Origin of the sequence: Longitalea arenae (assembly GCF_016924755.1) — a bacterium.
GTDB classification, from domain to species: Bacteria; Bacteroidota; Bacteroidia; order Chitinophagales; family Chitinophagaceae; genus Niastella; species Niastella arenae.
Genome location: NZ_JAFFJX010000001.1, coordinates 1,042,361 through 1,063,906, shown reverse-complemented (window position 1 = coordinate 1,063,906; position 21,546 = coordinate 1,042,361). Strand labels below are relative to the sequence as shown.

Genomic DNA, 21,546 nt, shown 5'->3' with positions numbered 1-21,546 from the left:
TTTGTCAATAAATAGTTTGATGATTTATGTTGCAGATATTGGATTGCTTTCGCAATCATGTGCTCAATTCTTTCATAGGTAGGTAGGTGAAATAGGTAAGGTAGGAACCGGATCAAATGAACACATCCGGTTTATTTTCATAGATAAGGGGTCGGGCTTCTTCTCTTTCATAATTCTCCATAACAAGGGCAGCTGCACCCGTAAGCTCGGCATTGTACCCCAGCACCGAAACGGCGATCTCGGTATTCACCGATAAACGGGGGATGCAATGTTCATTCAATGCCTGCTGTATCGGCGCCTGCCAGATCTTACCGGCCGAAGAACCGCGTCCGCTCAGGATCACCGCTTCAGGATTCAATAAATGGATGAGGATAGCTACACCTCTGCCAATATTGTAACCGGCTTCCGATAAGATCTCTACCGCAAACTTGTCGCCCTTGCTTGCAGCCGTTACTATATTCTGGAAAGCCTTTTCAGGATGATCAGCCGATAATTCTTTTTCCTTCAGCATCGACAATTTCCCATTCTTCAATCCATTGCTGGCCTTTTCAATCACGATCAGCAGGGAGGTTTCCGTTTCCAGACAACCGCTTTTACCGCAACTGCATAATTTGTTATTCAGAAAAAGCGGTATATGGCTGAACTCCCCGGCAAAGCCATCGTGCCCCCTGAACAGCTCGCCTTCCAGGATCATTCCTAATCCTACACCCCAACCCACATTGATGACCAGCGCATTCTTTTTGTTGCGGGCCGCACCAAACTTCAGTTCGGCCAATGCGATCAGGCGCGAGTCGTTATCGATGAACACCGGTAATTTTACTTTGCCGGCAATGTACTGGCTAATGGTATAGCCGTCTGTCTCGAGAAAGGTATAGTTGATGCCTTTTACCGAATTCACAAAACCAGGCATGCCAATACCTACCCCGGCAATTTTGTTTTTCGGAATTCCAGACCTGGTGATGATCTCATTTATTTTTTCGGCGAGTGCTGCGGGGGCGTTTGGATTTTTTGTCAGAGGCAGCTCAAACAGCTCAATATCGGTCACATTCCTGTTCTGCATGTCAAGGATGGCAATCTGGGTAACCAGCTGGTCCATGGCCACCGACACCACATACATGATATCCTGCTTCAGCGAATACATCACAGGCCGGCGTCCGCCCGTCGAGGCGGCATACCCTGTTTCTGTCACCATCCCCTCCTCCATCAACTTACCAAGCATCTTGGTGGTAAGTGGTATACTTTTATGGATCTTGTCGCTCAAATCGGCACATGAAAGCATATTGCCAAAATAAAGGTGTTTTACGATCCTCCTTTTATACAATAAGTTTTTTTCCATGTGCGTCCTTAGCAGGTTCTTTTTTCAAATTTAACGGTAAGTTAAAATATGTTTTTAATTTTTTTAGAAAAGTATTTAACTTTTTTCTATTACTGACGCTAGTTTATTGACTATCAAATTAAAAAAATTCTAAAGCAGTGCTGTTCTATGAGGACATGCAGCCATATCCGCCGTTCATTTCTGTTAAAGACCGGCTAAAAATGGTAAAGCCACCACGCTCAAAACGTGGTGGCTTTACCAAAACGGCTTATATATTACCAGGCAAGTTCTATAGAAATATTGGCCATGTCCTTCCTGCCCGTTCCCTTTATCATGGGCGTAGCGGAAGATTGCGTGAAGGAAAAACAGATGCGGCCCAGGGACAGCACCACACCATAATCACACCTGGCTACCAGGCGGTTACGCACCCTGTCGCCCATGGGTGGTTCATCATCATTGGGATCGTCAGGCTGGTCGGGTAGTATTTTCTTATGTCCATTAAAAATGCCGCCATCGATCATGGCATTGGTCAGCATCCATTCAAGCGCCGGCCTGATCACCAGATAAAGCTGTTGACGGCGCCCCCTCCCTGGCGGCGTGGCAAACCGTGTGAGATATCCATTAAAATAGGGTTCCATTTTGCCGAGGCGGATGAGCGAATAAACGCCAAGCCCATTCATGGCCGTACCTGCGAAAGCCTGCGCTCCGCCGATGACCTCAACGCTTTTCTGAATCTGAGCCAGCTGTTTTTCTGCGGCCAGCTGCACATTCAGCAGCGGGTCCGTCTTGAGCTGGTAGTCCCAGCCCTGGGGCCTTAAGTAACCCACCAGGCGATGACTGAATTGCTGGGTTTCTTTGGCCATCGAAGGCGGCCCCATTATACCGGCCATTAACACCGTTTGCAGACTGTATTTTCTGACGGCATTGGTCGAATGCAAACTATGGGTTGCGAACAGCGCCCCTGAATAGGGATAATCATTTTTATCAGGTATTCTCTTTAAAATGTTCTTCGGCGTAACTATTACCTGCATAATGCTGAAGCCATTCGTATTAACGCTGCTGTCGCCGGCTTTCGGTAATATCCGGTTGAGAAAAAAACGGGATGAATTATGGTGCTGGAAGAAATAATCGAGCCGGGTGCCATTCGTGTAACCGCGGTCAGTAATGCCGCCCACTACATTAAAGAGGTCATTGTCTTCATAGAGCCGCAGCATATGCCTATAGGTCTGCTGCCCATGTACAGCCCCTGCTATACAAACTGCTAACAACGCCAGAAAAAAATATCGCCCTCGCTTCATAAGTACTATCCATTGAAGATAAGTCAACTTGCAGCGAGGGCGAAATTATAAAAGGATTTCTTCTATTAAAATTTCGTTACCTGATTTGTATTTATCAGGAAGCCTGGTTATGATCATATTCGAGATTAATGCCAACGCGCAGGGCTTTTAATCCGGCCACACCCTGCAATTCTTCCAGGTCAAGGAATTCCAGGTCATCCAGTAAGATCCCCTGCTCCTGCAGGTATTGAATGTGAGATATATATTCATCGGCATCCCGGCGGTTAAAATAGACCAGCGCAATTTTTCCGGGCTGGGTCAACCGTTCATTGGTATCGGCCACATGTACTTTATCGATCCGTTTCTTGATCACCTGGTAACGGATATTGTAGCCGCCTTCTGCATCGAAACGCCGCTCATCATTACGGAAGCTGATATCGATCGTATTGCTATGGATAAATATCAGCTGGGTGGTTTGCAATGGTTTCGACAGCTTGGGCAGCATTTCATGCGTGATCTTCGCAATGGCGGCCATCGATGACAACTGCCAAAGCCGCAGGTTCTTCAAGTACAGGATATCAAAAGGCTTTTGCGGTGCAATGGATTGCCCGATATAAATATCATACTCTACCCCATCGGTGCGGAAGCGCTCAAAATAGCAGGGATACGATAACTGCAATTCATCCTTCATCAGATCGAGGTAGTTGTTCACGGCCGTGTTCACCATCTGCATCGACTCCTCCAACTGGCGTCTGTTCGTCCATGCAATGCCCTTGGTTTCTTCAATGGCTTCAAAATATCTTTCAACAATACCGGCCGATCCGGGATGGGTGAGCTTGAAATGTTTTAAAAAGGAGACCGCTTCTTTCTCCAGGAAATCGGTAAGCTTTACTTCGCCATGGGGTGTTAACGTATCGTCCAGCGTATTTTTCCATTTACGGCATTTGTAGATCATTTCGTCGGTCAACGCGAGATTGTAATGCTTTTTCACTTCCTGCAAGGTTTCCAGCAGAATAGAAAATTGCATTTGCAGATCGCCAAACTGGGCTTTATTACGCTCTACTGTTGAATTGCGAATATCGATGGCGCCATACAGCGGATACACATTTTCGAAGCTGATGGTCTCAATCTTTCCCTTGCCCTTACTGTCAACCTCCTGCACATAATGCCAGGCCGCTTCGTTGAACTTCCATTGCACGGCAGGTTGCAACGAAGTGAACTTTTCTTTTATCACATTGTCAATGGCCTGGTTAAAATCGTCGATCGAAATTTGCACCAGTTGCTCCAGCACCGGAAAAGCCGGCTCCAGCATGGCCAGGATCTTCTCATCCAGTATGCCCGGTTCCTTCGTAAAAATTTCCAGGATCCCCGAGATCTTATTATTGGAAAAAAGCGGTAATACCATGAACGATTGTATGCCGCTTCGGGTACAGGTTGATAAGAAGGGATATAATTTAGCTTCCTTGCTCGAAATGGTTTTATAAATAAGCGGCCGCGGATTGCGGATATATTCCTCTGCAAAAGATTGATAAGCGCTGTGTGCCGCCTCGCTCTGGCAATCCTCTGTTATCAGCACACTCTTGATCTCGTGCATGTACGGCAGCACTAATTTATCATTGATGCGGAACAGGGGCGTTATATTGAAGTCAATGGCATTGTTCTGCACCAGTGTTTTCAGCGATTTGGAAACGTCACAGTAACACTCATTTTCCGAGAGCTGGTGACGTGTCATCATGGTATTCTTAATCGTTTCTACCGCATATTTTACAGTTTCATCGGTTATGGTTACTACCGACATACCCCTGAACTTGAACAGGCTCAATGGCAACAGCTTTTGCAGCCTTTCAAAACCATGCTCTTCGTCGAGGTGGCCATGATTGGAAATGCTGGCAAAACTGGGCAGTTCGCCAACGGGGGTAACTTCGATAAAACGGGTGTCTATATTTATTTTTAAATGCCTCAGCAAGCCGGTGTCTTCATCAACAAACGTATGAATGATCTCGTTTTTATGAAATGGCGAGAAATTGTACAAGCGCTCGAGGATAAAAGAATAGGCAATGCGCAGGTTACGGATGCGCATCATTTTATCATCGCTCTGCGTCACGGCTTTCTTCAGTTTCTTGTGTTTGCCGTCGATCATCAGGTTATAAAAAGCATTGGTGCCGTATACAAACAGCGGCCGTAAAGGCATACCCAGCGCCCACGGTAAGCGGTTCTCATCTTCCGTTACATTCGACATGCTCACAAAGATCAGCTCCAGGATGTCGCGGTATTTGTCCATGTAATCGATGGCCACATCTCCTTCCAGTTCAGGATACTGTTCCATCTTTTCCAGTAAAAATGCGGTGAGTTTATCTTTTAATGACGAATCGTTCTTGAGCGATTTTCTTAAAAAGTTAATGAATGGGCGCAGTGAAAAAGCCGTATCCACATGATCCAGCGTAAACTTCTCATTAATGTTGATCGTCATCGTTTGCATACCAGAGCCTATTTGTCGCAAGGTGTGCCACACCTAATTTGCGTAATAACCAGGTGTGGCACACTTAGCCCGGAGCTAACTCCCAATAAGATGCCACAACTGAAAAACAGCAGGATTGTCATCCCGCGCACCGGTTTACCGGTTATAATAACATATGAAAGCCGCCGTTGTTAAAACCTGAAACCCATGATCACATAGGGGAACCAGCCTTCTTTTGAGTATCCGGTCGTAAACTGGAATACTGCCATTTGAGCAGGTGCAAAATAAATTCCCGCGCCTACTCCCTGGTGCCAGATGGTGGATGATTCGTCCTTCACCCATACCCGGCCTACATCATAAAAACCAGTAACGCCATATTGCCCGGGCAGGATATAATTTACAAAGTTACCAAGCTTTATACGAAACTCAAGATTGTTGTACAACATATGCTCACCGGCAAAACGGTACTGCCGGTATCCCCACAGGTTTTCATGTCCGCCTAAAAAAGCAGATTGATAAAAAGCTGATTTACCGAAAGTAACAGCACCGCCTAAGCGTTCTGCAAGCACCACGGTCCCTTTTTTACTCAGGTTCTTATACACGGCTATTTCCGGTATTACCTGCACATATGATTCACTTTCATCATTTAAGCCGGCATAGGCATGCGTTATAACACTAAAATAATGCCCTTCCGAGGGTATCAGTATGTTATTACGTCTGTCGCGTACAAGGCCTAATATTACACCTCCATGCAACCTGTCTACATGCACAGTGTTACTGTCGTATGAATTAATGAGTGCCTTATTGTTTATAAAACGTCCATTGTTCTCGACGCTGTCTGAATGGTAGTATTGAATGGCCGGACCAGCACTCAAAGTGGTGCTTTTGCCTATATGAAAGCGCAGGGAAGGATTGGCCTGGAACACATTGTAGCGGGTACGGTAGAACCTTCTGAAATCGCCCACCTTAATATACTCGGTCTCATTGCCCCGGCCGAAAAAATTGCGGGTATTGTTGGGCGCAAAGATATCAGCCTGCATGGTGATATCTGCTTTTCCAACCGCCTGTAACCATTCGCCTTTATAGCGGATGCGAAAGGCGCTTGTTGAAAAAGAATGCGCCAGGCTTATCTGCTGCACACTGGCATATGGTATTTTTCTGAATCCCTGTTTTATGATCTTAACGCCGCCCCCCAGCAAAAGGCCATCATCCAGGTTGAAACCGGCCACCACCACCGGCCTTACGATGCCATAGGGATTGGTAGGTACAAAAGCGGTGTTGGCCGTATCGTTCGACAAGTGTTTTTTCAACCGATTGGTGTTCCCGGTAAAAGTGGCGCCGGTTTCCTTCTCATATACGTTCACTTTTTTGCCTGACGCCTGTACGGCATACACCTTCGCACCCTCGCCGCCTACAATCCTTACTTTTATTTTCTTTTGGGAATTGTTCAGCACTACGCTGTCGTTACCATTGCGCAAAAAGAAACGCAGCTCTTTGGTTTCCCTGGGAAAGAAGGTACGGGCGAACAGTTGAGTATCTGCCTTTCCCTTTTTCGACAGTTTATGAATGACCACCGACAAACCATTATTGGGACCATCGGTAATCTCCACCAGTTCGTTTTTATTTGATACCTGTATATCAACGATCCGGTTCAGGAAATAATAATATTTCTCCATGGCCCTGGGCATGTTGGCTCGCCGCGTTTTCATTTTCTGTAACAGCTCATCGTGTTTCATCACATATACTTCCGGGGGCAACCTCAACAGGGCTTTTTCCAGCAGCTCATCCGTCATAAGCGCCAAAAAATCATGTGTCATCGCCATCCATCGGTCATGATCAAGCTGGATCAGGAAGCGGGCATTCAGTTTGCGGCTATTGAAGAAGAAGTGATTCTGGCGTTTGATATCACCATCGAAACCGGTTAAGAAAGGAGCGATCCATTTGCGGGCAGCCACTTTCGGAAAAAATCCTTCCGTACGGCGCAGTACCTGGTCGCGGTCGCGGGGTATGGCTACATACTTCCTGCCACTGCCCTGCTGTTCATCAAACCAACGCCACTGGTCTTCATGGCGGTCCCAGTCGCCGATGAACATATCGAGCAGCCGGGCCCTGAAAAAGCCAATGGTGTCTATTATATTATCATTGTCCTCATTCAGGCGCTCCAGCATTTTGAGCGTATTGTCTGAGTCGCCGAAAGGCTCCCTTTCTTCGAGTAAACACATGGTGTTGGCAAACTCCTTTTCATATTGACCCAGGTTTTGATCCGGCGCTACATATCCAATCAAAGGACTGGCATGTGGTACCTGTGCAACTTCTGCCAACACAGGCACTATTAATGGTGAGTAGGGATGTTGTGCACTCATGGCATCCCGAAACCAGTCGGCCGCAAAGGTTACCCGCAAAGGTTCGGGCAAAATGATCTCGGGATTTTTTTCAATACTGCGCAATACCCATTCCCTGCCACTGGCATCTTTGAGGCGAAGGGAACGGGTTTGTTTGCCGCCACCCCGTTGTAATATGGTAAGGCCACGTTCTGATAATTTGATCACCGGCAGCTTTACAGGAGCGGCCCATTCCTTACGGAAATTTTCACCGAACAATCTTCGATGCATGCGGGTTACACTGTCATAAGAAGGATGCGCCTGAGCAATGGCGCTATCGGTTTGCGCATTGGCAATTGGTGCAGACAATACAATAAGCAGTGCAAGGTGTAAAATTCGCTTTGGCATAGGCTCCCAGGTTTACTTTCCCGTCCAGGTAGTTTTTAAAATATTTCCGGCATGCAGATCTCCGCCTTCATTGGATATATACAGATTGCCAATTTTATCAAAGGCTATTCCCTCAGGTTGATAATACAGGGCTGGATTTAAATTGTAGGCAGCTTTTACTTTCCAGTTACTATCGGTTACCACCAGTAATTTACCGATCGATGATATGATGTACCATTCCCTGGTAATGTGATTAAATGCGAGAGCAGATGGCTTAAAGTTTATTTTCCTGACGCCGGTAACCTCTTCTATTTCCTTCACATCCACCGCAAACTCGCCTTGCTGGCTGATCTTTCCATCGGTTGACAGCTGCAAGATATACCCTTTTGCCGTTTTACCGCTTTTTTCATTCGCACAATCCTTGCAAATGATATAGATCAGCCTGCTTGCTTCATCGGCATACATGCCTTCGTATTCGCCTTTGGGCAAAAGGTCTTTCCATTCAATAACATTCCCTTTCTCTTCTACCAGGTGAATATCGGCAAATGGAAAACTGAACAGGATGCCATTGCTGCGCAACATGATCACCGTATTGTTGCAGATGGCTACATCTTCATAATCGCCATGCCTGGCAAATTTAAAATTGGAAGATTTTTTATCGCCCGGTTTCAGGAAATACAGTTTACCATTCTCATCTTCCTGGGCATATACGGTATCGCTATTGCCCTGGTAAAAAGCAATGCCCGAGATCTCCTGCAAACTGGGCGGCATAACAAATTTTTTGGGGGCATTGACATCATAACCAGGTGGTCCTTCAAATTTTCGTTTTGGTTTACAGGCGGCCACGGTAAGGGCAAAACCCAACACAATGAACCATCCTGTATTTATTTTTATAGTACACATAGTCATTGTTTATCCCTGCTGTTTGGCCAACAGTTCATAGATAGCCTTTTGCGAATACACCAGGGTTCCATTTTTTGGCAGGGGTACATTGTTCAGGTGCTGGTCAATGGCCACCGCCTGCCCGTTATCGTCGAGCTGCAGTTGCAACAATTGCAGCATCTGATCTTTGATGGTTTCATCATACACCGGGAAACACACTTCAATACGCCGGTAAATGTTCCGGTTCATCCAGTCGGCCGAGCCCATGTACAATTCTGTAGCCGCGTTATTGTGAAAAACAAAGATCCGCCCATGCTCCAGGTATCTGTCAACGATCCGCTTAACGGTAATATGTTCACTTAAGCCGGGCACACCGGGTTTCAAACAACAAATACTTCGCACGATCAAGCGGATTTGTACACCTGCCTGTGAAGCTTCGTACAACTTGCTGATCAGAACCTTTTCTTCCAGGTTGTTCATCTTGATGGTGATGGCAGCCTCCTTACCGGCCCGGGCATTGGTTATTTCGCGGTCGATCATTTGCAGGAACCGCTCCTGCAGGTTGAACTGCGCTACCAGTATGTGGTTGAAATTGATAAGGCCGGGATTGCCGGCTTTTTTCCGGTGCCCCAGGAAGATGAACAGCAATTCCATCTCGCGGAGCATTTCAGGATGCCCCGTGAACAGGATATGATCTGTATAAAAGCGGGCGGTACTTTCATTCATATTGCCCGTTGCCAGCAGTCCTACACAGGAAATCCGTTTCTCCTTTTTCCTTTTTACGAGGGCAATTTTAGCATGCACTTTCAGCGATAAGGCGCTGTAGATTATTTTAACCCCCGCCGCCTTCATCTTTTTTGCCCAGCGGATATTATTGGCTTCATCGAACCGGGCTTTTAATTCAACCAGCACCGACACTTTTTTACCATTGCGGGCAGCACTCACCAGCGCATGGCCGATCCTTGAATCACTCGCAATTCGATACAATGTAACATAGATCTCAGAAACATCGGGGTCAACCGCCGCTTCATTGAAGAACCGCAAGACCAGGTCGTAAGACTGATACGGCGGATGTAATAAGAGATCTTTCTTTTCAATTGCTTCAAATAATGACAGGGAGCCATCGCCGGCCTTTACCCTGATCGCCGGCCATTTATCATAGCTCATACCTGCTTCGTTCACGGGAAAAGAACCCAGGTCTTTCAGGTTGTGATAACAGCCTCCCCTGATAATGCTGGCATGCTGCAGTTTCAATGCCATTACCAATAATTGCAGGTGTCCGTCTTCAATGCCGGGCTCATGCAGGAGGCGGGTAGCCAAACCAAAATCGCGTTTGGTCAGCTGATCTTCAATTTTACGGGCCAGGTCGCCTTCATAATCATCTTCCACGTCGAGCTCGGCATCGCGGGTTATTTTAAAACTAAAACATCCTTTAATAACAGCATGTTTAAAAATGGCCGATAGATTATCCTTTATAATATCATCCAGAAAAACTACATATTGTTTATTATCCGCTTTAACCGCATAAAAGCGTGGCAGGTTATCGGAAGGAATATTTATTATGACCAGCTCATTGAATCCCCGCTCGCCTTCTATTACAGTGAGCAGGTATAATTTGTTATTTTCCGGAAAGAATTTAATGCCGGAAATGGATAAATACACCGGTTGCAAAAAAGCCATTACATGGGTATAAAAGTAGGCCGACACTTCTTCTTTTATACTGTCGGGCATAGGCTCATTATACACTAAATGAATGCCTTTTTCTTTCAGCAAGGGCAAAATCTCGGTGGTGAAGATAGCACCAAACCTTTCCTGCTGCCGGTTGATAATGGTAGTGATCTCTTTTAATATGGCAGTTTTGGCCTCCGCCGCCTGCTGGTCGGCCCCTTTTTGATGGATCTTTTCGAGGGCCATGACCGCGGGCATGCGTACCCGGTAAAATTCATCGAGATTGGACGAATAGATAGATAAGAATTTGATGCGCTCCAGTATTGGCACATGACTATTACCTGCTTCTTCGAGCACCCGTCCGTTAAAAGAAAGCCAGCTGAGATCCCTATCGAAAAAAAATGCTGATTGCATGCTGTTACCGGTTCTAAGTAGTTACAATTGCGGCAATGGAAAATGCGATCACAGATATGATCAATCCATACATGAATACGTTGTAGGAGATGCGCAAACGCCGGTATTTGGCCCCCAGCACTACCCCTTGTGAATACACATCCTTAATAAGGCTGCGGTATAAAAAGTCGCGATCGTCCATCATCTGCAACATACCCGAAGTATAATCTTCCATGCTCATTCTAAAGAAATTTCCAAAGAATAACAGGTTTACCTTTTTTTCACTGATGTCGGTTTGGGTAAATGTTCCGCGGGGTATATTGGGCCGGGTAGCCAGTATTGAAAAAACAATGGTCACCAGGCTAACGGTCAGCAGGGTCAGTGCAGGCAAAGTATATTGAGGGAATTGTTCCAGGTTCTTTAATAATACACTGAGCAGAACGGATATTATGATCGAATTTACCGAGATCATAATATGCGCCTTGCTGTCGGCCATGTCGCTTAGCCGTTGGTGGTTGGCCGATGTTATGCGGAACATGGTCTCAATACCTCTGTCGGGCCGGCTCTTCCGTTTAGATTTATCATCGTCTGCCAGTTCGGGCAGGAGCGGTTTCACTTTCGGTTTGGCCGGCTGCTGCAATGGTATTTCGGGTAAAACCGGTTTGGCATTTTTAAGCTCCGGCTGTTTCCCGTTCACTTTTGTCTTCAATTTCTCCAGGTTCCTGGCCTTGGTATCGCTCAGCAACAACCGACAATAGTCGGTATGGTACTGGTGTGTCTCGAGCAGTCGGATGGTCTTGGTACGCCATTCGTCTTTACTGATATCTATATTATGCAATGCGATAAATTCCTTTCGCAATTCCTTATTGAATTCACTGAACCGGGAGGTGCCCAAATGATAGAGGTCGGCATCGGCAACAATTTTCTCAAGCATTGTTTCCGGATTTTGCGGCATACGGGTGGCCCTGATACAGTTGGCTACGGTTTGGATGACTTTTTCTTCAACTCCCTTCCTGTTCAGAAAAGAAGCCATTTCTTCGGCCCCTTTCTCTTCATGCCGGGCTGGGTCGGTATAATAACCGATATCATGGAACCAGGCGGCCGTCACAACGATGAAATAATCCTGGTCGTTCAGCCGGTAATGATTGGCGATCTCAACAGCTGCATTCACTACATTTTCGGTATGCACCAGATTATGATAAATTATTTTATCACTCGGGTGGGTGTGGAAGAAATTGGTTACGTATTGCTTTATATCATCCAATAACGTATAGTAATTCATATAAGGAATTCTTTTACTGTCTACAAGTATATAACAAATATAATCAGGTAAAATTATTTGTCAGCTATTGAGAATTATGCCTGTATAACCCAAAGGTAAACTCATTTATGAAGACCGGGGGTATAAAAAATGGTTGCTCTGCCGCTGACCCGTGCCGGGCGCGGCTTACACAAAAAAGCCCTGACGGTAGCGTCAGGGCCTGAGCAATATTCCTTATGTATATCTGCGCTGAAAAATGCAAAAATTGGCCGGAAGTTTACAACTATCATCCTTTCGATATAACCTTTCAATGACTGTAATCTTCTGATTCACACTTCCGGCCTTGTAAACTCGCATCAACAGCTCGTTTTACCTGCAAGTCGCAGGATCCTTGTTTACTTCTTAATGAAAACCGGTTTGAACGTAAACCAGGCCAACGCCGGGAAAAACAGCATAGGCACGGTCAATCCGGGGAATAATTCGGGCTGCTCGTAATCGAGTGGCAGTATATAGCCGATGGGCACTACTATTGCGGCAAACGTGAGTATTACGAAAAGCAGGTTAAACAGGATGTCACCGGTCTTTGGCGCCCATTTGATCAGCAACCCGTAAACAACCGAAGCCAGCAGGTTGATCAATATACCACCGATGAAGATTTTCGCCGGCGTTACAATGGCGGAGAAATCAGCCTCATTTGCTTTGAAATATACTTTTTGATAGATCAAAGCCGCCAGCCCCGCCAGCGCACCCGATACCAACCCCAGTAACAATAATCTTTTAAACATACATGTTGGTTTATTAGCCTTTGTTAACCGGAACAGCTACGTCAATTTTGATCTGTTCAGCTACATCGCCACCGGGTTTACCGATATTGAAATCGGACCGGTTTACGGTAAAGCTGCCGTTGAATGTAGCACCGGCGCCGGCTTTTTTAAAGGTGAACGGGATCGTATATTCCTTTGTAATCCCTTTGATCTGCAGGTCGCCTGTTACCTGGTAACCATTACCTGCTTTTACGATCTTTTTGGAACTGTATTTGATCGCCGGGTATTTGGCGGCATCGAACCACTCAGCGCCTTTGGCGTGTTTGTTCTGTAAACCGTTCCCGGTATTGATAGAGTTCACATCAATGGATACATCAAATTTTGAAGCGGCGAGGTTCGCTTCATCGAAAACGATATTTCCGGAAAAAGTCTTGAAGATCCCCGAAACATCGCTGCTCGAGAACTTGATACTGTAATTACCGGCTATGGCCCATTTTTGAGCTACCGCGAAGGCGAACACTGCTGTAAAAACCAGCAGTGTTGCCATAGAAAAGATCAGCTTCTTCATATCAGATCTTATTATTCTTTTACGAATTCAGTGCCTGCGTTCAATTTAACTTCATCACTTAACATGGCAGCAGGCATACCAGCAGCTACACCAAAATCAGAACGTTTGATGGTACCGGTGATCTTAAAACCTACAACAGGTTTCTTGCTCATTGGGTTGGTAGTGGTACCGCCCAGTACTACATCCAGTGTTACGGGTTTGGTCACCCCTTTCAGCGTGAGGTTACCGCTCACTTTATATTTCTTGTCGCTTACTTTTTTGAATGAAGTGCTTTTGAAAGTAAGGGTAGGAAATTTTTCAGCATCAAAAAAGTCAGCGCCTTTAAGGTGATTATCACGTTGTTCGTTGTCGGTATTAATGCTGTTGATATCGGCGGTCAATTCAACCACTGCATCGGTAAAATCAGGTTTTGATGAAGTGATCTTGGCATCGATGCTGTTGAAAGTACCACCCAGTTCTGCTACTGACAGGTGCGTTACGTTAAATCCTAATCTTGAGTGCGCTTTGTCAACAGTCCAGGTTTGTGCAAATGTGGCTGCTGATGAGATCAATAAGGCTGCGATGATAGTTGCTTTTTTCATGTTTCTATTGTTTGAGTATTTAATGTATATATAATGATCCGTAACTTTTCCAATACGTATTCGTTTGAAAAAATTCATTGTAAATAAAAATGTAAAATGCAATCGTTTACGGTAAGCCGCTCAGGGGGCAGCAAATATATATCTTTATCCTGTAACCGAACTTATTTGCAGTCGCCGTCAGTAGAACAAACTTCGCCCTGAATGGTTGTGAACTGACCTTTCTCTTTTTTCCATTCGGAATAGGCCCTTTCAAAAACCTGTTTAAAAGTATCGGCAGCCTGGGCGCCCGATACAGCGTACTTGCGGTCAATAACAAAGAAAGGTACGCCACGCACGCCTATCGCTTCTGCTTCTGCAATATCCTGCTGCACTTCCTGCGCATAGGCATCGCTTTCCAGGGTTCGTTTTACTTCGTCGCCATCAAGGCCGATATTTTTTCCCAATTCAACCAGGGTATCGCGATCGGCTATGTTCTTACCTTCCGTGAAATAGGCCCTGAATAAACTTTCTTCCGCCGCATCACCTTTGCCATATTTTGCGGCCAGGTGCGAGAACCGGTGCGCATCAAATGAATTTGCGACTACCGCTTTATCAAGATCATATTGTAATCCTTCTGTAGCTGCCATGCTGGTAACCTGTTGATTCAGTTCTTTTGCTTTTTGCACAGACATGCCCTTCCGCTCCGCCAGGTACTGATTGATATTTTTACCGGGCTCATGTTTCAGGGAAGGATCGAGCTGAAAGCTCTTCCATTCCACTTCAATCTCATTTTTAAATGGTAATTCCTGTAATGCATTCTCAAAGCGCCGTTTGCCAATGTAGCAGAACGGGCACATCACATCTGACCATATCTCTATTTTCATAATACTTCCCTCCAGAGCTTTATAGAACTTATATTTCGGCAAGCGCTTTCATATCCTGATCATTCTCAGAAACTTATAAGCATGAATAGGGTCAATTTAGCGCCGAACTTGTGTTAAATAGTTTTTTGTTTTAACTTGCATTCTATTAGTTCCTTACTCTCTTTTGGAGAGTCAAAGCTAAGAAGTAAGTTAATACCATCCAAGTAGTAACCTGTCTGATAGTAACTTACACACAGTATAGTAATTGATTATCAATGTTCAGACATGAAAAATTGTTCAGAAAAAAAACCAGAGCACTCTAATTGCTCGATCCGGCATATACTTGATCGCTTTGGCGACAAGTGGAGTATATTGATCATTTCAATCCTGGGACATGTTGGAAAGCAGCGCTTTAATGAATTGAACCAGCAGATCGGGGATATTTCGCAGAAGATGCTGACCGTTACCCTGCGGTCACTGGAAGCGGATGGACTGATCTCGCGTAAACTGTACCCGGAGATTCCGCCGCGCGTGGAGTATGAATTGACCGACCTCGGCAGAAGTTTATTACCGCATATTGAACAGCTGGCAGAATGGGCTGCCAAACATATGGACTGTATCTTGAAGAACAGGGCGGAGTATGCACAAAGCAAAACGGGTTAGTTTTACACCCAACTCCTTAACGAGTCAACTCATCAACCGCAAGCCTGTCCACCTTACCAACTGCGTTCTCCTCACCAACGGCTTCATCAACCGGCTTATGCTTATGCCAATAAGAGGCCAATATCGATCCCGTGATATTCATGAGCGGACCAAATATCGCAGGGGCTAATCCGAGGGTAGCCGCCTTGCCCATTTCACGCGCCAGTCCCGAGGCCAATCCCCCATTTTGCATACCCACCTCAATGGCAATAGTACGCGCATCACGTTCACCCAATTTAAACAGGCGGCCTATCCAGTACCCGAACAGGTAACCGGTGGTATTATGGATCAGGGCACAAATGATCAGCGCCGGTCCGATCACGATCAGATTATCGCGCCCGGCCGCTACAATGATCACAATGATAAAGGCGATACCAAACATCGAGATCAGCGGCATTATTTTATCGAGCCAGTTCACTTTGCCCTTAAAAAAGCGATTGAACAATAAACCGGCGCCAATGGGCAGTACAACGATCTTGATGATATCCCACATCATGGCGCCTGCATCAACAGTAATGAATTGTCCGCCCAACACCTTCATCCACAGCGGCGTTAAAAAAGGCGATAATAAGGTAGCGATGGCCGTTAGCGTTACCGACAAGGCCAGGTTGGCATTGGCGAGGTACGACATAACGTTGGATGCCATGCCGCAGGGCATGCTGCCGATCAATACCACACCAGCCGCTATCTCGGGTGGAAAATTAAACAGGCTTGCCAGCGTATAACCGGCCAGGGGCATAAATGTAAAGTGGCCCGCCAAACCGATCAGCACGGCTTTGGGCATCTTAATTACATTGGCGAAATCTTTAATACCCATCTCAGTGCCCATTCCAAACATGATGATCTGCAATAAAGGCGTGAAAAAGCCAGCCAGCTTAACACCACCCCAGCTGTCGAAGTATTGCGGATAATAAAGTGCTGTAGAAACTGCAGCAAAGATGAGCATGGTAAATGAAAATCCTTTCAGGGCCTCGTACGACCGGCAACCGATTGACAAACTGATAAAAAAAGCGATCAGCCAGGGCCCGGCATGTGCAGCACCATTGATAATGGAAAATACAATAAATGCTACCAGGAATACTGCTGCTACAGGCAAGGCAATTTTTGTCATGGTCAGTATGGTTATGAGAGGTTATAGATGCTTACATTATGGCATTCGTTGCATGAGATAAACTACAGGGCGCAAAGCCGGGAGCGGCGCAGTGACAGTATTCCCATCAGCGTATTGCACAACGTATCCCCGGCTGCGGGATTGACCAATGACCACATTGGTTTACCAGGTGCGCTTCTTCATATATTCATCCAGCTGTGCCCGGGTCATGGGTATCTCCTGCGGGTTCTTTTGTAACCAGTCGAGAAAATCCTGCTTTATTTTATCGGTCCACTGGTTGTCGATCTCACCGGGCGTATACCTGCCTGCTTTCAGCATGCTGATCCCGAACTTATCTTTCAATGTGATGAACTCTGCAGTGACGATCACCGTTTCGGCCATATGTGCCGGAACAAATAATACGCCGCCTTTTTTGGCAATTACCAGATCACCGGGCATTACCATCGCATGCCCGATCCTGATAGGTGCGTTCAATCCCATCAGCACCTCATCTTTCAGGTAGGATGGGTCCCAGTCCCGCACATACGCATTGAATCCTTTTATCTCCGACAAGCCCTGCAGGTCGCGGGCGGCGGCGTCAAATACGACACCGGTGCCTGTTTTGGTATAAATGGCGTTACCGAGGTTACTTCCGATCAAGGTTCCGCCGGATATTTTGCCAAAGCCATCCGCTACATATACATCGTCTTTACTAAGCATATCAATGGGCCATGCATTGGTATTGCCAACGCGTCCTTCCTTTTTACCTCTTTCTTTGATGTTCTTCTCTACATCCGGACGGGTAGGCATAAAGCAGGCGGTGAAGGCCCTGCCCACTACCGGGGTATCGGTATGCACCATTTTCCAGTTGCCTTCATATTGACAGATGTACCCTTCATTGTTCAGGATCGTCCATGCATCTTCAATGGCAATATGGCGCGCGCGCCGAAGCAGGTCCTCCGGAATTTTTGGCCGCCCATCCCCAAACCGCTCCCCTTTCCAGGCCGAGGTCAGAAAGATCAGTTCATCGCGCGGTATGGTTTGGGCCTGCACGGCAACTGTTAAACAACACATGATTATAACAGGAAATATAATAGCGCTCATTTTCATGGTCAGTAATGTTTTAATTAGCCGCCCCTGGCCGGAACAGGCGGGGTGGCCAGGCCATCGAGGTCATATACGACTTTTCCGCCTTTTATGGTTAGGGCGCATTCCAGTTTCTGGGTTCCTTCTACTTTATAGCCTGTATGATCGAAAAAGCCGAATTTACCGCTGCGTAAATGCAGGATGGCAATGTCGGCAATAGCGCCTTCGCTCAAATGCCCCAGCTCTTCATGTTTTATTTCGCGGGCCGGATTCCAGGTAACAGCCTGTATGACGCCGGGCAGGCTCATGCCGATGCTCATGAATTTAGACATTACATTCAGCAGATCTTTCATGGAAGCATTCATACTGTTGGCATGAATATCGGTGCTGATGGAATTGGGATAGAATCCGCTTTTCAATGCAGGTATTGCCTGCGAAAAAGCAAAACTGATGGAGCCATAACCTACGTCAAATACAATTCCTTTTTTTTGCGCTTCCACAACAAAGGGCTTTATCTGTTGCGATTGAACATCCACGACCGGTTCGCGGTCGCGCAACTGCCCAAAACAATGCGTGAATATATCGCCGGGCCGCAAATGCCGGGTGAATAGTTCCTCTATCGATAAGGGCGGCGTGCTGCCGCCAAAATCGATCATCACGGGTTTGTTCGACAGCTTGCCCGCTTTTACCGCTTCATCCACCGGCGTCCATTCACTGCCCACAAAATGCGCTACTTTAATACCCACGATATGATCGTTATAGCGCCTCGCTGTCATGCCCGTCAGCTTGCCATCCATATCTTTGGTATCCTGTTCGTATACGCCTCCCCGCATGCCTTCGCCAACGATGTTAATAAATGCCAGCACCCGGGTTTGCGACAGGTCGATCACCTGTTTCTTAAAAAGGGCGAAATTCCGCCAGCCCGAACTGCCCGCATCTACAACGGTGGTGACCCCGGTCCTGAACGTGAAAGCATCTGGAATAGTAGCCAGTGGTCCATTACTGTAAGCGCGGTCGGCATCGGTTCCATAAAAAACATGAACATGCACATCGATCAGTCCGGGCGTTACATAAAGTCCTTTGGCATTGATGACCTGGCTGGCTTTTGTGGCATCGATATTTTTTGCCACCCGGGCAATCTTACCGTCCTGCACGGCGATGTCCATCACCTCATTGATATTGTTCTTCGCATCGATCACATGCCCGCCTTTAATTAATATATGGTACGGCTGGGCTGTTGATAGCTGCCAGGCGATCGTTAACAGCGAGAGTAAAGTATATGCTTTGAACATCTGTTACAGGTTTATGGTTGCCGGAAGGGTGAATGCCCGCCCGACTGAACGTCGTTCGGGCGGGGTCAATGGTGAATGGCTCACCTTCCGTCTTCAGCGGGCGTTCATCAATTCTTCCCGGATACGCCTGGCCACAATTTTTTCCTGTCCCGGCTTCAGCATCCAAACGGTAATGGTAATACTGTTATCCTTTACACCACCGATCTCTATAGAAGGACGCCCATGGCGCAATTTTTCCTGCAGCTCTTTCCCGGTGAGTTTAATCGCAGTTGCATCCCAGCTTATTTCTAATGTTGGGGTTACATTCCCGAGTGGTGGTATGGTAATACTGGTGGTTACCCCGTTTACCGATCCGGCCGCCTGCTCAATTTTTGCAATAGCCGTTTCCCATCTTTTCCATTCTTTGTCGTGGTCCCGTTGAATATATTTTTCAAGGGCTACATACATGCCCAGGATCTCTTCTTTATTTACTTTAAAGCCGCGGCCGATATTAAAGCCCCGGGGCGGCATGTGCAAACGCGCTGCGGCAATGATCTCCTTTTTACCCATTAACAGTCCTGCGCTTTGCGGACCGCGAATTGCTTTGCCGCCGGAGATCACCACGAAACTGAATCCCATATCATTGAACTTCCAGAGATTGGATACAGGCGGAACATCTGCGGCAATATCAATTGAAGTTGGAATATGGTGTTTGCGCCCCAGCGCTACCCATTCCTCATGTTGAATTTTTCCTTTGTCTGCTTCGATGTTCAGGAAGTGTAAGAGTGCCGTTTTCTCGTTAATGGCATTTTCTAATTCGGCGGAACTTTCTACATAAATGAGCTTGCAACCGGTATTTTTCAGTGCATGATTATATACGATATTATGCGACTTTTGAATGATCACTTCCGATTTCATGCCCGTACCTTCCAGGTGCGGCAACTGTTCAACTTTACGTTGGTCCATACCGGTTAAAATGCCGGCCAGGCCCAGGGTCATGCCGGCAAAAGCGCCGGAGGTCACCACGGCGGCTTCCGCATGCACAAGGGCAGCGATCTTTTCACCCGCTTTATCCTGCAATTCATCGAGGTAACAAAATTCGTCGGCGCCAGACCTTATGGCGTCAACAACATAGTCGTGCATGAGGGAACCCGTCATAGCGGTATAGGTACCAGCCGCATTAATGAAAGTACGCACGCCGAGTTCTTTAAACAGATTGCGCCTTCGGCCAGGTGGTGGTGCGGCCATAGCAGCGGCTCCGGGAATAAGCGCAGCGCTGCCAGCCATGGGAACCAGCGAAAAAAATTTCAGCAATTCTCTCCGTTGCATACAGTTAGTTTTAGCGTGAACCCGTTTGGTTGGATCACTTACATTTTCATCAACAGGGAAATCGGAAACGGGTAAGCGGGTATGAACAAAAACATTGAGAACCGCAGGGTCGCTGCGATAAGAGAGTAAGAACTGCGACACTGCGGTGTATAATCGAACCTTAACCTGAATGCTGTTTTATGTTAATGCTACCATTGCAACTGTAGCAATAAACAGGAATTATACATAGGCAATACAATCCATTTCAACGAGTGAATCGCCCGGCACGCCGCCTTTGGCAACGGCCACCGTCGTACGTACCGGCGGCTTCTTACCAAAACGGCCTTTATACACTTCGTTCATGTCTTTGTAATCTTTTATATCGTCGAGGTATACATTTACTTTCAGCACTTTTTCCATGGAGGAACCCGCGGCCTTCAGTTCTTTTTCCAGTTCTTTTAATACGTGATCGGTATGAGCTTTAATATCACCGGCAAAGTGTGCACCTTTACCAGCAATGAATATAAGTCCCTTGAATTTGGTGGCGCCGGAAAACAGGGGCACATCCTGGTCGTCCACTACATTGTATACTTCCTTTTCGTCTGGTGCGGAGGCAGTAGTTTCGGCTTTGGCTAAAACGCTGAAACCCAGCGTTCCCGCAACCGTGGTCAATAGCTTTTTCAGGGCATTTCTGCGTTGGCTGATCATCTGCATTACTTTAAAGTGTTAGTGATAGCGGAAACCCATTTTGCAATCGTTCCACTAATTTAGCCCCCATTCCGGAAATTTGCAAAAAGAATTGCAAATTATTTGCAGAAATCCACTGACTGAGCAAAAATAAGGATGATTTCCAGCGCTCAATACGAAGCTAACAAGGGAGGAATCCGCAAATTTTGCGGACAAGGACCATAACTCATGATCAAAAGAATTCCTGTATTGTACCTCCAAGTACTCTACTGAAACGGATGACACGAGTAAATTGCTTCACCAGTCGATTCAATTAAAAGCCCTGGGGATTCATGGCCGGCGAATAGTCAAATCAATCACCCATTCGATTATATTATTTCGGTCATGAGTGAACCAGCAACTCTTCTAGTTGAACCAACAACTCTTTTAATTAAACCAGCACAATCACCGAGGTGAACGAACAATTCTTCCAGGTGCTCAAACAGGAAAAGTCTTTAAACATTTCTCCAGAATGAACTGAAGTGACGGAGCGATTTCTTTCACTGCATCGCCCTCTCATTTTCGTTCCACTGGTTACTTACAAGCTTTGCAGAACCACTCCAGACAGTAAACCAATACTTCTTCTAATCGCCCGCTCAAACGAACCCCATTTAATCAAACGCTTAGCTTTGTTCTCCTTCGCCTC

Annotated in this window: 17 protein-coding genes; 1 reads left to right on the top strand and 16 read right to left on the bottom strand. The window is 46.4% G+C overall.

The annotated features are described in order from the left end of the window. Positions 1 to 112: 112 nt before the first annotated feature. From JT717_RS04500 to JT717_RS04450, 11 genes are all read right to left on the bottom strand, one after another. A complete protein-coding gene (locus JT717_RS04500) occupies positions 113 to 1,336 on the bottom strand; it encodes an ROK family protein (protein WP_205508975.1) in 1,224 nt (407 codons plus the stop codon). A gap of 254 nt (positions 1,337 to 1,590) precedes the next feature. Beyond that, positions 1,591 to 2,613: a lipid A deacylase LpxR family protein gene (locus JT717_RS04495; protein WP_369411684.1), complete on the bottom strand. Its 1,023-nt coding sequence runs from the start codon at positions 2,611 to 2,613 to the stop codon at positions 1,591 to 1,593. Positions 2,614 to 2,707: 94 nt separating this feature from the next. After that, positions 2,708 to 5,071, bottom strand: coding sequence for a GAF domain-containing protein (locus JT717_RS04490; RefSeq protein ID WP_205508973.1), 2,364 nt, complete (start codon positions 5,069 to 5,071; stop codon positions 2,708 to 2,710). A 170-nt stretch (positions 5,072 to 5,241) separates the two neighbouring features. Continuing rightward, the gene (locus tag JT717_RS04485) at positions 5,242 to 7,779 is read right to left on the bottom strand and encodes a BamA/TamA family outer membrane protein (RefSeq protein WP_205508972.1); all 2,538 of its coding nucleotides are present in this window, start codon (positions 7,777 to 7,779) and stop codon (positions 5,242 to 5,244) included. A 12-nt stretch (positions 7,780 to 7,791) separates the two neighbouring features. After that, positions 7,792 to 8,661 carry an SdiA-regulated domain-containing protein gene (locus tag JT717_RS04480; protein ID WP_205508971.1) on the bottom strand — a complete coding sequence of 290 codons (870 nt, stop codon included), beginning with the start codon at positions 8,659 to 8,661 and terminating at the stop codon, positions 7,792 to 7,794. A 9-nt stretch (positions 8,662 to 8,670) separates the two neighbouring features. Next, entirely contained in the window at positions 8,671 to 10,722 is a 2,052-nt protein-coding gene (ppk1, locus tag JT717_RS04475) for a polyphosphate kinase 1 (protein WP_205508970.1), read from the bottom strand. A gap of 13 nt (positions 10,723 to 10,735) precedes the next feature. Next, positions 10,736 to 11,983, bottom strand: coding sequence for a Pycsar system effector family protein (locus JT717_RS04470; protein ID WP_205508969.1), 1,248 nt, complete (start codon positions 11,981 to 11,983; stop codon positions 10,736 to 10,738). Between the two features lie 374 nt (positions 11,984 to 12,357). Further along, entirely contained in the window at positions 12,358 to 12,747 is a 390-nt protein-coding gene (locus JT717_RS04465) for a hypothetical protein (protein ID WP_205508968.1), read from the bottom strand. Positions 12,748 to 12,760: 13 nt separating this feature from the next. Beyond that, on the bottom strand, positions 12,761 to 13,294 hold the full coding sequence (locus tag JT717_RS04460) for a YceI family protein (RefSeq protein WP_205508967.1): 534 nt from the start codon (positions 13,292 to 13,294) through the stop codon (positions 12,761 to 12,763). A gap of 11 nt (positions 13,295 to 13,305) precedes the next feature. Next, positions 13,306 to 13,875 carry a YceI family protein gene (locus tag JT717_RS04455; protein WP_205508966.1) on the bottom strand — a complete coding sequence of 190 codons (570 nt, stop codon included), beginning with the start codon at positions 13,873 to 13,875 and terminating at the stop codon, positions 13,306 to 13,308. 161 nt (positions 13,876 to 14,036) lie between these two features. Next, positions 14,037 to 14,738, bottom strand: coding sequence for a DsbA family oxidoreductase (locus JT717_RS04450; protein ID WP_205508965.1), 702 nt, complete (start codon positions 14,736 to 14,738; stop codon positions 14,037 to 14,039). Positions 14,739 to 15,002: 264 nt separating this feature from the next. Here JT717_RS04450 and JT717_RS04445 point away from each other — a divergent pair, with 264 nt between their 5' ends. Continuing rightward, entirely contained in the window at positions 15,003 to 15,380 is a 378-nt protein-coding gene (locus JT717_RS04445) for a winged helix-turn-helix transcriptional regulator (protein WP_205508964.1), read from the top strand. A 16-nt stretch (positions 15,381 to 15,396) separates the two neighbouring features. On the opposite strand, the gene JT717_RS04440 is transcribed toward JT717_RS04445, so the two are convergent. From JT717_RS04440 to JT717_RS04420, 5 genes are all read right to left on the bottom strand, one after another. Then, positions 15,397 to 16,530 carry a bile acid:sodium symporter family protein gene (locus JT717_RS04440; RefSeq protein WP_205508963.1) on the bottom strand — a complete coding sequence of 378 codons (1,134 nt, stop codon included), beginning with the start codon at positions 16,528 to 16,530 and terminating at the stop codon, positions 15,397 to 15,399. A 162-nt stretch (positions 16,531 to 16,692) separates the two neighbouring features. Further along, positions 16,693 to 17,613 carry an RraA family protein gene (locus tag JT717_RS04435; RefSeq protein ID WP_240347807.1) on the bottom strand — a complete coding sequence of 307 codons (921 nt, stop codon included), beginning with the start codon at positions 17,611 to 17,613 and terminating at the stop codon, positions 16,693 to 16,695. A 23-nt stretch (positions 17,614 to 17,636) separates the two neighbouring features. Further along, positions 17,637 to 18,887: an amidohydrolase/deacetylase family metallohydrolase gene (locus tag JT717_RS04430; RefSeq protein ID WP_205508961.1), complete on the bottom strand. Its 1,251-nt coding sequence runs from the start codon at positions 18,885 to 18,887 to the stop codon at positions 17,637 to 17,639. 93 nt (positions 18,888 to 18,980) lie between these two features. Further along, complete coding sequence (locus JT717_RS04425; RefSeq protein ID WP_205508960.1) at positions 18,981 to 20,195, bottom strand: aminotransferase class V-fold PLP-dependent enzyme; 1,215 nt, start codon at positions 20,193 to 20,195, stop codon at positions 18,981 to 18,983. Between the two features lie 219 nt (positions 20,196 to 20,414). Beyond that, entirely contained in the window at positions 20,415 to 20,882 is a 468-nt protein-coding gene (locus tag JT717_RS04420; RefSeq protein ID WP_205508959.1) for a RidA family protein, read from the bottom strand. Positions 20,883 to 21,546: the final 664 nt, after the last annotated feature.

Bases quoted from the DNA above. Each gene is read 5' to 3' on its own strand.
- JT717_RS04500 (WP_205508975.1), bottom strand. From the start codon at position 1,336: ATGGAAAAAAACTTATTGTATAAAAGGAGGATCGTAAAACACCTTTAT.
- JT717_RS04495 (WP_369411684.1), bottom strand. From the start codon at position 2,613: ATGAAGCGAGGGCGATATTTTTTTCTGGCGTTGTTAGCAGTTTGTATA.
- JT717_RS04490 (WP_205508973.1), bottom strand. From the start codon at position 5,071: ATGCAAACGATGACGATCAACATTAATGAGAAGTTTACGCTGGATCAT.
- JT717_RS04485 (WP_205508972.1), bottom strand. From the start codon at position 7,779: ATGCCAAAGCGAATTTTACACCTTGCACTGCTTATTGTATTGTCTGCA.
- JT717_RS04480 (WP_205508971.1), bottom strand. From the start codon at position 8,661: ATGTGTACTATAAAAATAAATACAGGATGGTTCATTGTGTTGGGTTTT.
- ppk1 (WP_205508970.1), bottom strand. From the start codon at position 10,722: ATGCAATCAGCATTTTTTTTCGATAGGGATCTCAGCTGGCTTTCTTTT.
- JT717_RS04470 (WP_205508969.1), bottom strand. From the start codon at position 11,983: ATGAATTACTATACGTTATTGGATGATATAAAGCAATACGTAACCAAT.
- JT717_RS04465 (WP_205508968.1), bottom strand. From the start codon at position 12,747: ATGTTTAAAAGATTATTGTTACTGGGGTTGGTATCGGGTGCGCTGGCG.
- JT717_RS04460 (WP_205508967.1), bottom strand. From the start codon at position 13,294: ATGAAGAAGCTGATCTTTTCTATGGCAACACTGCTGGTTTTTACAGCA.
- JT717_RS04455 (WP_205508966.1), bottom strand. From the start codon at position 13,875: ATGAAAAAAGCAACTATCATCGCAGCCTTATTGATCTCATCAGCAGCC.
- JT717_RS04450 (WP_205508965.1), bottom strand. From the start codon at position 14,738: ATGAAAATAGAGATATGGTCAGATGTGATGTGCCCGTTCTGCTACATT.
- JT717_RS04445 (WP_205508964.1), top strand. From the start codon at position 15,003: ATGAAAAATTGTTCAGAAAAAAAACCAGAGCACTCTAATTGCTCGATC.
- JT717_RS04440 (WP_205508963.1), bottom strand. From the start codon at position 16,530: ATGACAAAAATTGCCTTGCCTGTAGCAGCAGTATTCCTGGTAGCATTT.
- JT717_RS04435 (WP_240347807.1), bottom strand. From the start codon at position 17,613: ATGAGCGCTATTATATTTCCTGTTATAATCATGTGTTGTTTAACAGTT.
- JT717_RS04430 (WP_205508961.1), bottom strand. From the start codon at position 18,887: ATGTTCAAAGCATATACTTTACTCTCGCTGTTAACGATCGCCTGGCAG.
- JT717_RS04425 (WP_205508960.1), bottom strand. From the start codon at position 20,195: ATGCAACGGAGAGAATTGCTGAAATTTTTTTCGCTGGTTCCCATGGCT.
- JT717_RS04420 (WP_205508959.1), bottom strand. From the start codon at position 20,882: ATGATCAGCCAACGCAGAAATGCCCTGAAAAAGCTATTGACCACGGTT.